Source organism: Caulobacter sp. BP25 (assembly GCF_002737755.1).
Taxonomy (GTDB): Bacteria; Pseudomonadota; Alphaproteobacteria; order Caulobacterales; family Caulobacteraceae; genus Caulobacter.
Genome location: NZ_PEGH01000009.1, coordinates 152,455 through 165,517, shown reverse-complemented (window position 1 = coordinate 165,517; position 13,063 = coordinate 152,455). Strand labels below are relative to the sequence as shown.

The 13,063-nt window shown below is 67.1% G+C and carries 11 protein-coding genes and 1 pseudogene; 6 read left to right on the top strand and 6 right to left on the bottom strand.

The window, feature by feature from the left end:
• The first annotated feature begins 106 nt into the window (after positions 1-106).
• Complete coding sequence (locus CSW59_RS06675) at positions 107-604, top strand: Lrp/AsnC family transcriptional regulator (RefSeq protein WP_099443297.1); 498 nt, start codon at positions 107-109, stop codon at positions 602-604.
• Positions 605-648: 44 nt separating this feature from the next.
• Here CSW59_RS06675 and CSW59_RS06670 read toward each other — a convergent pair.
• Positions 649-837: pseudogene (locus CSW59_RS06670) on the bottom strand (hypothetical protein); the annotation flags it as partial.
• Here CSW59_RS06670 and CSW59_RS06665 point away from each other — a divergent pair.
• The 3 genes from CSW59_RS06665 to CSW59_RS06655 all read left to right on the top strand — a co-directional run bounded on the left by CSW59_RS06665 (position 828) and on the right by CSW59_RS06655 (position 3,754).
• Positions 828-2,111 carry an MFS transporter gene (locus CSW59_RS06665; RefSeq protein WP_099443296.1) on the top strand — a complete coding sequence of 428 codons (1,284 nt, stop codon included), beginning with the start codon at positions 828-830 and terminating at the stop codon, positions 2,109-2,111. The pseudogene CSW59_RS06670 and the gene CSW59_RS06665 overlap by 10 nt on opposite strands.
• Before the next feature lie 97 nt (positions 2,112-2,208).
• Positions 2,209-3,102: a pirin family protein gene (locus tag CSW59_RS06660; protein WP_099443295.1), complete on the top strand. Its 894-nt coding sequence runs from the start codon at positions 2,209-2,211 to the stop codon at positions 3,100-3,102.
• A gap of 214 nt (positions 3,103-3,316) precedes the next feature.
• A complete protein-coding gene (locus tag CSW59_RS06655; RefSeq protein WP_099443294.1) occupies positions 3,317-3,754 on the top strand; it encodes a hypothetical protein in 438 nt (145 codons plus the stop codon).
• 251 nt (positions 3,755-4,005) lie between these two features.
• Here CSW59_RS06655 and CSW59_RS06650 read toward each other — a convergent pair whose 3' ends face one another.
• A complete protein-coding gene (locus tag CSW59_RS06650; protein WP_099443293.1) occupies positions 4,006-5,106 on the bottom strand; it encodes a phytanoyl-CoA dioxygenase family protein in 1,101 nt (366 codons plus the stop codon).
• 112 nt (positions 5,107-5,218) lie between these two features.
• Between CSW59_RS06650 and CSW59_RS06645 the strand changes: the two genes are divergently transcribed.
• Together CSW59_RS06645 and corA are read left to right on the top strand one after the other, a co-directional pair.
• On the top strand, positions 5,219-6,253 hold the full coding sequence (locus CSW59_RS06645) for an adenosine deaminase (RefSeq protein WP_099443292.1): 1,035 nt from the start codon (positions 5,219-5,221) through the stop codon (positions 6,251-6,253).
• Positions 6,254-6,263: 10 nt separating this feature from the next.
• A complete protein-coding gene (corA, locus tag CSW59_RS06640) occupies positions 6,264-7,232 on the top strand; it encodes a magnesium/cobalt transporter CorA (protein ID WP_099443291.1) in 969 nt (322 codons plus the stop codon).
• Here corA and CSW59_RS06635 read toward each other — a convergent pair.
• The 4 genes from CSW59_RS06635 to CSW59_RS06620 all read right to left on the bottom strand — a co-directional run bounded on the left by CSW59_RS06635 (position 7,210) and on the right by CSW59_RS06620 (position 12,655).
• On the bottom strand, positions 7,210-7,719 hold the full coding sequence (locus CSW59_RS06635) for a DUF2199 domain-containing protein (protein WP_099443290.1): 510 nt from the start codon (positions 7,717-7,719) through the stop codon (positions 7,210-7,212). The genes corA and CSW59_RS06635 overlap by 23 nt on opposite strands.
• A gap of 56 nt (positions 7,720-7,775) precedes the next feature.
• Positions 7,776-8,759, bottom strand: a complete 984-nt coding sequence (locus CSW59_RS06630) for a DegT/DnrJ/EryC1/StrS family aminotransferase (protein WP_099443289.1) — start codon at positions 8,757-8,759, stop codon at positions 7,776-7,778.
• A gap of 118 nt (positions 8,760-8,877) precedes the next feature.
• Entirely contained in the window at positions 8,878-10,428 is a 1,551-nt protein-coding gene (locus tag CSW59_RS06625; protein ID WP_099443288.1) for a class I adenylate-forming enzyme family protein, read from the bottom strand.
• 148 nt (positions 10,429-10,576) lie between these two features.
• On the bottom strand, positions 10,577-12,655 hold the full coding sequence (locus CSW59_RS06620; protein ID WP_099443287.1) for a 3-hydroxyacyl-CoA dehydrogenase NAD-binding domain-containing protein: 2,079 nt from the start codon (positions 12,653-12,655) through the stop codon (positions 10,577-10,579).
• Between the last annotated feature and the right edge of the window lie 408 nt (positions 12,656-13,063).

The window sequence follows — 13,063 nt, the reverse complement described above, 5'->3', positions numbered from 1 at the left end:
CGCAATATCTTATAGAAGCGCGGAAATTGTTTGCCCAAGGCGTGCCCGAGTCGGGGCCGTTTTGCGCACGAAGTGAGCGTCAACGCCCGCTGGGGGGAGGAATTTCTTGTCCGAACAACTCGACGCCGTGGATGCCAAGATCCTGGATCTCATCCAACACGACGCCGGACTATCCGTCGCGGAGATCGCCGAGCGCGTCGGTCTGTCATCCAGCCCGTGCTGGCGCCGGATCAAGCGCCTGGAGGACGCCGGCGTCATCCAGCGCCGCGTGACCATCCTGGACCGCGAGAAACTGGGCCTGGGCTTCGAGGTCTATTGCACCGTCAAGCTGTCGCTGCCGACCAAGGATAATCTGGACACGTTCGAACAGGCCGTCGGCAAGTGGGCCGAGGTCGTCCAGTGCGCCACCGTCACCGGCGCGGCCGACTACGAGATGCGCATCGTCACCCGCGACATGCGCGCCTTCGACGAATTCCTGCGCGACAAGCTGCTGTCGCTGGGCCTGGTGTCGAACATCGAGAGCCGCATCGTGATCCGCGGCGTCAAGAACTCGACCGCCGTGCCGCTGGGCCTGATCAGCCCGTATGTGAGCCCGCTGAGCTAGCGCCCCGCACATCCCCGCGAAAGCGGGGACTCGGCGCTTCCCTATCCCTCCGTCATTCCCGCCCTTGTGGCGGGAACCCCTGGTTCAGCTGACCCGTGAGATGCAAGCGAACCGCCAGCGGTTCGCCCCTCCTGGCCCTGCGACCGACAGAGAGGTTCCCGCCACAAGGGCGGGAATGACGGAATAGGGTTTGGCGAAAACAATACAGTCAGAGGAGGCCACGATGGCCCCATCGAGCACCGGCCAGGCCGGGGCGTCGGCGCGGCGCGTGCTGGCCGCCAGCCTGATCGGCACGGCGGTCGAGTTCTACGACTTCTATATCTACGCGACCGCCGCCTCGCTGGTGTTCGGGCCGCTGTTCTTCCCCGCCAGCTCTCCGGCGATGCAGCTCTTGGCCTCCTACGCCAGTCTGAGCGTGGCCTTCATCGCCCGGCCGCTGGGCTCGATCGTGTTCGGCCACTTCGGCGATCGCATTGGCAGGAAGTCGACCCTGGTGGCGTCGCTGCTGATCATGGGCGGCTCGACCTTGCTGGTCGCCTTCCTGCCGACCTATCAGCAGGCCGGCTGGATCGCGCCGTTCATGCTGTGCCTTCTGCGCTTTGGCCAAGGCTTTGGCCTGGGCGGCGAGTGGGGCGGCGCGGCCCTGCTGGCGGTCGAGAACGCCCCGCCGGGCTTCCGCGCGCGCTTTGGCATGTTCCCGCAGCTGGGCGCGCCGGTGGGCTTCATCGCCGCCAACGGCTTCTTCCTCATTCTGGGCGCGGTGCTGACGCCCGAACAGTTCCAGAGCTGGGGTTGGCGCGTGCCGTTCCTGGGCAGCATCCTGCTGGTCGGGGTCGGCCTGTGGATCCGCCTGAAGCTGACCGAGACCCCCGCCTTCCAGGCCGCCGCCCACGAGGCTCCGCCGCCGCACGTGCCGGTCGCCGAACTCTTGAAGACCCACGCGCGCGAGACGATCGGCGGCACCTTCGCGGTCGTGGCCTGTTTCGCGCTGTTCTATCTGACCACCGCCTTCTCGCTGGGCTATGGCGTCACGACCCTGGGCTATGGCCGACAGCTGTTCCTGAGCGTGCTGCTGGTGGCCATCCTGTTCATGGCCGCCGGCATCATCTGGGCCGGGTACTGGGCCGACGCCACCAATCCCCGACGGGTGCTGATGGCCGGCTCGCTGCTGACCATCGTCGCCGGCGCGGCCCTGGCGCCGATGATGGGCTCGGGCTCGCTCTGGCTGATCGGAGTCTTTCTGTCGCTGGGCTTGGTGGTCATGGGCCTGGTCTATGGCCCGCTGGGCGCCTGGCTGCCCAGCCTGTTCCCGGCGCGGGTGCGCTACACCGGCGCCTCGATCGCCTTCAATGTCGGCGGCGTGATCGGCGGCGGCATGACACCCGCCATCGCCCAGGCCCTGGCCACCCATGGCGGATTGAAGCTGGTGGGCCTGTACCTGGCGGCCGCCGGCGCGATCAGCCTCTTGGCGCTGTGGCCGCTGAAGAAGACGCCGGACACGCTTTAGGCGCAGCACGGAAAGGCGGTTGGGGGACACCCCATTTGCGCAAGACGCCTTCCCCCAATCTTCGCTAAGCTCCGGCCGATCCACCGCCGGAGTCCCCATGATCGACCTCGTCATCGAAGCCCGCCGTAAGGACCTCGGAAACTTCGAGGTCGGCCGCGTCCTGCCGTTCCACGCCCACCGGATGGTCGGGCCGTTCACTTTCCTAGACCACATGGGCCCAGCGACATTCCAGCCGGGCTTTCCCAAGACCGCCGACGTGCGCCCGCACCCGCATATCGGCCTGTCCACCCTGACCTATCTGTTCCAGGGCGAGATCACCCACCGCGACAGCGTTGGCTCGTTGGCTGTGATCAAGCCCAGCGAGGTCAACTGGATGACCGCCGGTAGCGGCATCACCCACTCCGAACGCTTTGAGGGCCTGCGCGAGCACGGCGGGCGCATGGACGGCATGCAGGCCTGGATCGCCCTGCCGACCGAGTTCGAAGAGACCGACCCCAGCTTTACGCACCACGAAGGTCCAGCCGACCTTCCATACTACGAGGAGGCCGGGCTGAAGGCGCGGCTGATCGCCGGCGAGGCGTTCGGCGCGAAGGCCAATGTGCCGGTCTATTCGCCGCTGTTCTATGTCCACTGGGAGCTGGAGCCGGGCGCGGTCGCGGCCCTGCCGGCCGAATATTCCGAGCGCGCCGCCTATGTCGCCGCCGGCCGGGTCGAGGTCGACGGCCGCGAGCTGACCACCGCCCAGATGGCTGTCTTCGCGCCGGGCGAGACCGTGGTCTTCAAGGCCATAGAGCGCTCGACCGTCATGCTGCTAGGCGGCGAGCCCGTCGGGCCGCGCTTCATCGAGTGGAACTTCGTCTCCTCGTCCAAGGACCGCATCGAGCAAGCCAAGGCCGACTGGAAGGCCGGCCGCATGAAGCTGCCCGACCTCGACCACGACGAGTTCATCCCGCTGCCGGAGGGACCGCCGCCGGCGGCGCAGCCGATGTAGGCGAGGGTTGGCGCGCGCGGCGCGGTGTCGAGCGCTGCGTTCCTGGCCGCGATTGTCGCGTTCCTGGGCGAGTCGTGACGACCAGAGCCCAAGCGGGCGGCTTCTCCGCCGCGCGGGACGGCGTCGCGAATTCTTCTTTTGAGAGAGTTGTGCAAATACGACACCTTTAGGTGTTTCCCGGCGATCCCCGCCGGGACGGACCGAGGACGCTCCAATGGCCAATTCGCTCGCGTTGAAGCTCACCGTGTACCAGCCCGCCATCATCGCCGGCCCCAGCGAACAGGTAGGCTTCGAATACGACCTGACGATCGAGGTCCCCGACAGCTTCTCCCTCGACGCCAAGGGCGAGGCGGCCTCGGCCGCCAGCGCCCGCTGCGAGGTGATCCCGGTGACCGGGACCCTGGCCCTCCCCAACCCTGCCGCTCCGGTGATCTCTCCGTTTCGGGGCGTAGTGTTCGTGTACGATCAGGCGCCGATCATCGGCTTTCCGCTGACCCTGCTGGCGACAGCCGACGGCCTCCTGCCGTTCAACATGACCATGAGCTTCCCGGCCTCTCCGATCTATGCCTACAGCGGCGCGATCAAATTCGGCCAATGGCCGGGGCCGTTCAGCGACGTCACCGCTCCCTTCCTCAGCCCTCAAGCCAGCTAGGCGCCGCGCCGCAGACCCCCTCGTGAGACCTTCCCCCTCTCCCTTGCGGGAGAGGGCCCGCAGGGGCGGGTGAAGCTTCGCGCCAGCAGCGCTGAGCCCCCTCATCCCTCACCCCGGATCAAGTCCGGGGCGGCGCTTTCTCCCGCAAGGAGAGAAGGAGACGGCTGAAAGGCGCTGTGGGAGAAGGACGCCGCCGACCACCACGAATTCATCCCGTTGTCGGCCAAAGCAGCGCCCGGCGAAAAGCCGCCCTACTTGTAGGGCCGCCCTTCGCTGGCGCCGTGGCGAGCATAGTGCTTGCGCGGGTTGATGCCCGAGGCCGCGACGTCGGGGTTCAGTTCGAGATAGCGCGCGGGGTCGAAATCCTTCGGTGTCTTGGCGGGCAACAAGGACGCCCAGGGGCTCGGCCGAGGCGCTGGAGGGGCCGGCGACTCCACTTCGACCGCGCTGCGTCGTGGAACCTCGGCGATCGGACGATCCACATAGATGTTCGGCGCCGGTTTGCCGGTCGATATGTCCAGGATGTCGCGCAGGTCCAGATTTCCGGCAAGCGGGTCCGAGAACGCCGGCGTGTAGTAAGCGCAGTCGTCGAAATAGTAGTGGGTGACCTGAGACCACCGGGTCCGGCCGCGATCCTTCTGGCGGCTGCCGCCGTGCAGCAGATTGGCCGCCCAGATCAAGGCCTGCCCCTTCTTGGGACGGAAGTATTCGGGCTGTGTCCCCGTCGCTTCGATCAGCGCCTGCCAGGAGGCTTCGAAGGGCGGCTGGGCGAACGCCTCGGTCGAGGTTCCCACGACCCTGCCGATCATGTCGTTGTAGATGATCGGCCACTTGTGCGAGCCCGGATAGTAGACGAGCGGGCCAGCGTCCTCGTGGATGTCCTCAAGCGCCAGCCAGACACCACACATGAAACGCTCGGGCGCGCTGGAGAAGTGGATTGAGTCGGAGTGGACCTCCTGCTGTGTCCCGACAGGGAAATTCAGCGTCTGGAAGGGAAAGGCGCGACGCCCGTAAAGCTTGGACAACAGATCCAGCATGGCCTGGTTCGTGGCGATGGCCCGCACGTCCTCGCTGGTCCGCCAGGCGTCCTGAACCCGCATCCCGGTATTGGCTTCCCAGCCGTGCTCGCGCCAGAACGCGAAATCGTAAAGCGGCGTCAGCTCGGCCTTGATCCGCTCGATCCGGGCGTCGAGATCCTCGTCGGGAAAGTCGAGAACGGCGAAGCCCTTCTCATTCAGCTGGATCGCGATATCGCGCTCGCTGTTGGTCAGCCCCATGTCGTCGAGCGACGCCTTGAACAGCATCGACTCCACCAGCGGCACGCCCGGGAGAAGCTTTTGAGAAACGGTCATATGATACTCATCGCAAGCTGAGCCGTTTGGATAAAGAGCGGCATACGGCATTTCCAGCGTATTTCCGCACGCCTAGTTGATCGCGATGGGCGCTCGCGCTCATAACTCTCCCATGACCGACACTTCCCTCTCCGACTTCGCCTCCCCTGAGTTTGTCAGGGGCCTGCCCAAGGCCGAGCTGCACATGCACATCGAGGGCAGCCTCGAGCCCGAGCTGATGTTCGCCCTGGCGCAACGCAACGGCATCACCCTGCCCTACAAATCGGTCGAGGAGATTCGGGCGGCGTACGAGTTCTCGAACCTGCAGGACTTCCTGGACATCTACTACCAGGGCGCGGGCGTGCTGATCACCGAGGCCGACTTCAAGGACCTGGCCCTGGCCTACTTCCAGCGCCTGGCGGCCGACGGCGGCACGCACGCCGAGATCTTCTTCGACCCCCAGACCCACACCGATCGCGGGATCGCGTTCGATACGGTGATCAAGGGCCTGATGGCTGGCATGGAAGAAGCCGAGAAGACGCTGGGCGTCACCTCCAAGCTGATCCTATGCTTCCTGCGGCACCTGTCCGAAGAGGCCGCCTTCGAGACCCTGGAGCAGGCCAAGCCTTGGCTCTCGTCCCTGGCGGGCGTGGGCCTGGATAGCTCCGAGGTCGGCCACCCGCCGGCCAAGTTCGCCCGCGTGATGCAGGCCGCCCGGGACCTGGGCCTCAAGGTCGTGGCCCACGCCGGCGAGGAAGGCCCGCCCGCCTATGTCTGGGAAGCCATCGACCTGGTGAAGGTCGACCGCATCGACCACGGCAACCGCGCGCTTGAGGATGAGGCCCTGACGGCTCGCCTGGTCAAGGACGGCACGACGCTGACCGTCTGCCCGCTGTCGAACCTGAAGCTGTGCGGCGTGCCCAGCCTGGACGTCCACCCGCTGAAGCGGATGCTGAGCCTTGGCCTGAAGGCCACGGTCAATTCCGACGACCCGGCCTATTTCGGCGGCTACCTCCTGGAAAACTACCTCGCCACCGCCGACGCCGTCGGCCTGACCCGCGCCGAGATCGTCACCCTGGCCAAGAACAGCTTCACCGGCTCGTTCCTGTCGGAGGCCGAGAAGGCCGAACGCGTGGCCAAGGTCGAGGCCTACGCGGCGGCGAATTGAGCGCGCGCCGATGACCGTCGTCGCCGCCAGCGCCTATGTCCAGGGCCAGCTCGTCCGCGCGCTGAGCCTGGACGATCCGGATGGCCTGACGCCGCGCGAGGGCGAGTTCGTCTGGATCGGCCTGGTGGAGCCCGACGAAGCCGAGCTGCGCGTGCTGAGGCAAGCCTTCGACCTGCACCCGCTGGCGGTCGAGGACGCCCTGAACGCCCGCCAGACGCCCAAGGTCGACGTCTATGGCGATCAGCTGTTCGTCGTCGCCAAGACCGCCCATCTCGACAACGACCACATCGTCTATGGCGAAACCGACTTCTTCGTTGGCCGGCGCTTCCTGATCACCGTCCGCCACGGCTCAGCCCGGGCCCATACCGAGCTGCGCGCCCAGCTGGAGGCGGCCCCGGTCCTGCTGGCGCACGGCGTCGACTATGTGCTGCACGCGGTGCTGGACTTCATCGTCGATGGCTACATGCCGATCGTCGACACCATCGAGGAGGACTTGCACGACTTCGAGCGGCGCGCCCTGGACGCCTTCCTCAGCCGCGCCGAGATCGCCCGGATTTTCAATCTTCGCCGGGCGCTGATGAAGTTCAAGAAGCTGCTCGGCCCCATGTCCCAGGTGGTCAGCGCGCTGGAGCATCACGACCTGCCGTGCATCGACACCGAGGTCCGGGCCTATTTCCGCGACGTGCGTGATCACATCCAGCGCACCGAGAGCCTGGTCGACGGCCTGCGCGAAGTGCTGACCTCGGTCTTCGAAATCAGCAGCCTGCTGGAGCAGCAGCGCCAGGGCGCGATCACCCGCCAGCTGGCCGCCTGGGCCGCCATCCTGGCCGTACCGACGGCCGTCGCAGGCGTCTACGGCATGAACTTCGAGCACATGCCCGAGCTGAAGTGGACCTACGGCTATCCCGCCGTCCTCGTGGGCATCGCCGTCATCTGCGGCCTGCTGTACCGACGCTTCAAGCGGACGGGCTGGCTGTAAGCCCCAGCAGCTCGTGATGCCGCGCGGCGTCGATGCCGTCGCGCTGCTCCTGGGCCAGGCGGCTCTTGTCGCCTTCGGGCAGGATCAGGGTCGGGCGCTCGTCGGGGGCCTGGAACTGGACAAGCATCCGGGTGCCGAGCGACGTGCCCGGATAGGGCTCCAGCCGGTTGGCCAGCTTGCAGGGGTGCGGCGGCTCGTCCCGGCCGTCTTCTTCGTAGAGGTCGAGATAGCGCTCGAACACCTCGGGCTCGACCTCGGCCCAGACGCCCCAGCCGAAATAGTCGTCCTCGCCGATCAGCGGCACCGGCAGGATGCAAAGGATGAAGAACCGATCGCCCCACTGGCAGAGGTCGTCGCTGTAGCGCGCCTGGCTTTCGCGCTCGTCTTCCGGGAGGGCCCAGACCTCGTCGGGCAGAGTGAAGCCATGGTCCCGCGAGAGCTCCTCGTGGCGGCGGCCGCAGGTCGGGCAATCGAACGCTTTGGCCATCGGAACCTTCGAACGTGAAAGACGCGCCGAGGATTAGGCCAAGTCGCCTGCGGACTCTAGGCCAACGCCTCGCGCAGCGCGTCGCACAGGCGATCCAGGCCCTCGATGTCGAGGCCGGGGTCCAGGTCGATCACCACGGTCGAGGCGGCGATGTGGTCGGCGGTCGGGGTGTCGTCGGCCTTGATGGTCAGATCGCGGACGGCGCAACTGGCCGGCACGCCGGCTTGGCGCAGCTTCCAGGCCACGGTCCCAGCGTCGTCGCTGGGCAGGGTCAGGGCGCAGGTCGGCGAAATCCAGCTCATGCCCCAGCCCGGCTGGAAGCTGACGCCGCTGTCGAGAAGCAGCACGCGCAGCTGCTGAGCCGTCGCGCACAGGCGGTGACGCAGACGGGCCCAGGCAACCACGCCATCATCGCCGACGAAGGGGCGAGCCTCGATGGCGTTGACGGGGCTGGCGTCTTCGCAGGCGACGAACACGCCTTCGCCGCTGGGCAGGCCGATCAGCACCGGCACGGGCGCCTCGATCATCACGTCGAAGGCGCCGAAGGCGTCGACCAGGATCGGCAGGCCGGTCTCGTCGCGGAAGGCGGCCCAGGCGCGCATGTCCGGCGCGCGGCCGTGGGCGGCGGCGGGGACGATGGCCGCCAGCGGACCCGGCGCGTGGGGCAGGCGCTCGCGCAGGTGACGCGGGTCGAACATGGCGCTGAACGGATCGACGTCGACCAACCAGGGCTTCAGGCCCAGGGCGGTGATCCCCGCCAGGGTCTCGAGGTCGGCCAGGGCCGAGACGACGCAGACCCCGCCGGGCCGAACGCCCAGGCCCTTCAGCGTCGCGGCCACGGTCGTCGTCCGATCGGTGAACGCGCGGGCGCGGACGGGACGCGCGAAGCGGCCGGCCAGGCGCTGCTCCAGATCCGAAGCGTAGCCGCGCGCGCCCAGGGCCTTGGCCACCGCGTCGAAATCCACCGGCTCGAGCCCCACCGAGGCGTGCTCGAGGACGGGCGTGGACAGGGTCGAGGCGGTAAAGGGCTGGGGCAACATGGCGTGAACTTGGATCCGCTAAGAACCAGGCGACCCAGTGGGCCGCGCCTTATGGTTAAGCAAACGTATCCAGCGATTCCGCCGCCCCTAATGCGGCGCGCCGTCGCGGCAAATTTGTCTAGCAGCTAGGCGATTTCTGCCAGGTTTCGCGCAGTTCGCGCTTCAGGACCTTGCCGATATGGCTACGCGGCAGGGCGTCGACGAAACGAACCTCCGCCAGCCTTTGGGTTTTGCCGACCTTGTCGTTGACGAAGGCGCGGATGGCTTCCGGATCGGCCTGCCCGCGCGCCGCCACGAAGGCCACCGGCGTCTCGCCCCAGGCGTCGGACGGCACGCCGACCACCGCCGCCTCGACCACCGCCGGATGCGTCGCCAGCACCGCCTCGAGGTCGGACGGATAGATGTTGAAGCCGCCGCTGATGATCATGTCCTTCTTGCGATCCATCAGGGTCAGGAAACCGTCCTCATCGAAGCGGCCGACGTCGCCGGTGCGGATGAAGGTCCAGCCTTCCGGCGAAATCCAGGTCGCCTCGGCGGTCTTGTCGGCCCGGCCATGGTAGCCGTTCATCATCGAGGCCGAGCGGCCGACGATCTCACCGACGACGCCGGGACCGACCTGCTGGCCGTCCTCGTCGATCAAGCGGATGTCGTGGCCCGGCGCCGGGCGGCCGACCGTGTGCAGCTTGTCCGGATGCTCGTGGGCCATCAGGATGCAGGTTCCGCCGCCCTCGGTCATGCCGAAATACTCCACGAGCCCGCCCCGCCAGCGGCGCAGCACCTGCGCCTTCAACTCGGCCGAGAACGGCGCGCTGGTGCAGAACTTCATCCGCGTCGAGGACAGGTCGTAGCGGTCGAAGTCCGGGTGCTCCATCAGCCGGCGGTACTGGACCGGCACCAGCATGGTGTGGGTGACGCGATGCTTCTCCGCCAGCTCCAGATAGCGGACGACGTCGAATTTCTTCATAAGCACCACGGTCCCGCCACCAGCCAGGGTCGGGAAGAAGCAGACCAGCGTGGTGTTCGAATAGAGCGGCGTCGACAGCAGGCTGACCGGGGCGTGGCTATAGCCGATCGTGTCGCCGACGAAGATGTGCTTCCAGCGCATGCCGTGCGACTGGACGATGCCCTTGGGCGTGCCGGTCGTGCCGCTGGAATAGATGATGTTGAACGGATGCTGGGGCCCGATCTCGACCGGCGCCGGCGTCGCGCCCTCGGGCGCCAGCCAGGCGTCGAAGGCTTCCCCAACTGAAGAGCCATCCAGCGCGATCTGGCGGACCGGAACGGGCGCGGGCCTCTGGGCTTCGGCGACGCCCGCGTCGAGGAAGAACAGCCTAGCCCCACAGTCGGCGACCATGCCGGCGATGGCTTCGGGCGTCGAAGAGGGCGCGATTGGCGCGACCGCGACGCCGGCCCGCAGAGCGCCGAGGAACAGGGCGGCATAGGGGATCGAGGACAGGGCGCAGACGGCGACGGCCTCGCCGGGCTGGATCCCATCGCGCTGGAGGGCGGCGGCGACGCGGTCGGCCAGGGCGTCGAACTGGGCGTAGGTGACGGTCTCGCCGGTCTCCATGACCACGGCGAGGCGGTCTGGATTCTCCCGCGTCCGCTCACGCAGGATGTCGCCGATGGTCCCGTAGTCGGCGGCGATCATGGCGGCGAGGGTGGACATGCGAAACGCCTCTACAAAATCCCCTTCCCCCTTGGATGGGGGAAGGGTTGGGGATGGGGGGGGGTGACACCGTCGGACGTGAGGGCGCGGCTTCAGCCGCCGCGTCACCCCCACCCTCCCCTCCCCCATCAAGGGGGAGGGAGATGGATCAAGCGTCCTTGAACCCCTTGCCCTCGGCGACCAGCCGCTCCAGCAGGGCCGACGGCTTGAAGTCGTCGCCGAGCTCGGCGTGGAACTGCTTCATCTTGGCCAGGATCTTGTCCAGGCCGACAAGCTCGCCCCAGAACATCGGGCCGCCGCGATACACCGGCCAGCCGTAGCCGTTGATCCAGACGATATCTATGTCGGACGCGCGGATGGCCTTGCCTTCTTCCAGGATCTTCGCGCCCTCGTTGACCATCGGATACAGGCACCGCTCCAGGATCTCCTGGTCGGTGATCGTCCGGCGCTGGATCTGGCGCTTCTCGGCGAAGTCGCGGATCACCTGCTCGACGACCGGCGACGGGCTGGCGTTGCGGTTTTCGTCGTAGTCGTAGAAGCCCTTGCCGTTCTTCTGGCCGCGGCGGTCCATCTCGCACAGCACCTCGCGGACGGTCGAGGCGCTGGTCTTGGACGCGTCCCAGCCGATGTCGAGACCGGCCAGATCGCTCATCGCGAACGGCCCCATCGGCAGGCCGAAGTCGTACAGCACCCGGTCGACGTCCCAGGGCATGGCGCCTTCCAGGATCAGCTTCTGGGCCTCGCGCTGGCGCTGGGCCAGCATGCGGTTGCCGACGAAGCCGTAGCAGACGCCCACCAGCACCGGGACCTTGCCGATGGCCTTGCTGAGCTTCATGCAGGTGGCGATCACCTCTTTCGACGTCTTGTCGCCGCGCACCAGTTCCAACAGGCGCATGACGTTGGCCGGCGAGAAGAAGTGGGTGCCGATCACGCTTTCCGGACGGCTGGTCACCGCCGCGATCTCGTTGACGTCGAGGTACGAGGTGTTGGTCGCCAGGATCGCCCCGGGCTTGGCGATCTTGTCCAGCTTGGCGAAGACCTCCTTCTTGATCTCCATCAGCTCGAACACGGCCTCGATGACCATGTCGCAGTCGGCCAGCGCCTCCATCTCCATCGACGGCGTCAGCAGCGCCATGCGCTTTTCGACGTCGTCCTGGGTCAGGCGCCCCTTCTTGGCGGTGTTCTCGTAGTTCTTGCGGATGATCGAGACGCCGCGCTCCAGGTTCTCCGACTTGGCCTCGATGATGGTCACCGGAATGCCGGCGTTCAGGAAGTTCATGGCGATGCCGCCGCCCATGGTGCCGGCGCCGATGACGCCAACCTTCTTGACCGAGATCGTCGGGGTATCGTCCGGCACGTCCGGAATCTTGGCGGCCTGGCGCTCGGCGAAGAACACATAGCGCTGGGCGGCCGACTGCGTGCCGGTCATCAGCTCCATGAACAGGCGGCGCTCTTCCTTCAGCCCCTCGTCGAAGGGCAGGTTCACCGCCGCCTCAATGCACTTGATGTTGTTCTCGGGGGCCATGAAGCCGCGGAACTTCTTGGCGTTGGCGGCGCGGAAGCTCTCGAAGATCTCGGGCTTGCCGCGCGCGGCCTCGACCTTGTCGGAAAGGTCGCGGACCTTCTTCAGCGGACGGTTCTCGGCCACGACCTTGCGGGCGAAGGCGATGGCGCCGGCGCGGAAGTTCCCTTCCTCAACCAATTCGTCGAACAGGCCCATGGCGTGGGCGGCCTTGGCCGGGACGTGCTGGCCGCTGGTCACCATCTCCAGGGCCTTCTCGACGCCGACGATGCGCGGCAGGCGCTGGGTGCCGCCGGCGCCGGGCAGGAGGCCGATGTTCACTTCCGGCAAGCCGGCCTTGGCCGAGGGGACGGCGACGCGGTAGTGGGCCACCAGCGCGACCTCGAGGCCGCCGCCCAGGGCGGTGCCGTGGATCGCCGCGACCACCGGCTTAGGCGCGTTCTCGATCGTGGCCTGGACGTCCTGCAGGCTGGGGCCGGTCATGGCCTTGCCGAACTCGGTGATGTCGGCGCCGGCGATAAAGGTCTTGCCGTCGCAGATCAGCACGATCGCCTTGACCGCCGGATCGGCGATGGCGGCGTCGAAGGCGCCCTTCAGCCCCTCGCGGACCACGGCCGACAGCGCGTTGACCGGCGGCGAGTTCAGCGTGACGACGCCGACGTCGCCTTCCACGGAGAAATCAGTGACGGCGTTGATCGCGGCCATGCGGCTTCCACCCTTGCTCTAGTTGTTTTGTCGGCTTGAACAACCGTTTGAGACAGAGCCTGCACGCTCTCGCGAAGATGTCCAGACCGCCGTAACGGCGCCCATTTCGGAGGCGCCCGCCGTTGACGGACAGCATTTCCATACTACAAATTCGAACAATAGTTTCAGTCGTGATCACGCGGGCGACCGAAGCGCCGGCAGCCTGCGCCATAGCACCTGTATTTACTGGCAAATGATCGCGACTGTTCAGAGCGTTCGCGGTGAGGCACGAGCTTTGGATGCGCCTTGCACGCGTCCCGATACTTCGAAGCTTGCGATCCGCGAGCGCGGTGCGCGTCCCCCCGGCGCGCCCGACTTCGGTAAGCCCCACTCGGCGCGGGAGCCCGCTCCCGCGCCGGATTTTTGAGG

Bases quoted from the DNA above. Each gene is read 5' to 3' on its own strand.
- CSW59_RS06665 (WP_099443296.1), top strand. From the start codon at position 828: ATGGCCCCATCGAGCACCGGCCAGGCCGGGGCGTCGGCGCGGCGCGTG.
- CSW59_RS06660 (WP_099443295.1), top strand. From the start codon at position 2,209: ATGATCGACCTCGTCATCGAAGCCCGCCGTAAGGACCTCGGAAACTTC.
- CSW59_RS06655 (WP_099443294.1), top strand. From the start codon at position 3,317: ATGGCCAATTCGCTCGCGTTGAAGCTCACCGTGTACCAGCCCGCCATC.
- CSW59_RS06650 (WP_099443293.1), bottom strand. From the start codon at position 5,106: ATGACCGTTTCTCAAAAGCTTCTCCCGGGCGTGCCGCTGGTGGAGTCG.
- CSW59_RS06645 (WP_099443292.1), top strand. From the start codon at position 5,219: ATGACCGACACTTCCCTCTCCGACTTCGCCTCCCCTGAGTTTGTCAGG.
- corA (WP_099443291.1), top strand. From the start codon at position 6,264: ATGACCGTCGTCGCCGCCAGCGCCTATGTCCAGGGCCAGCTCGTCCGC.
- CSW59_RS06635 (WP_099443290.1), bottom strand. From the start codon at position 7,719: ATGGCCAAAGCGTTCGATTGCCCGACCTGCGGCCGCCGCCACGAGGAG.
- CSW59_RS06630 (WP_099443289.1), bottom strand. From the start codon at position 8,759: ATGTTGCCCCAGCCCTTTACCGCCTCGACCCTGTCCACGCCCGTCCTC.
- CSW59_RS06625 (WP_099443288.1), bottom strand. From the start codon at position 10,428: ATGTCCACCCTCGCCGCCATGATCGCCGCCGACTACGGGACCATCGGC.
- CSW59_RS06620 (WP_099443287.1), bottom strand. From the start codon at position 12,655: ATGGCCGCGATCAACGCCGTCACTGATTTCTCCGTGGAAGGCGACGTC.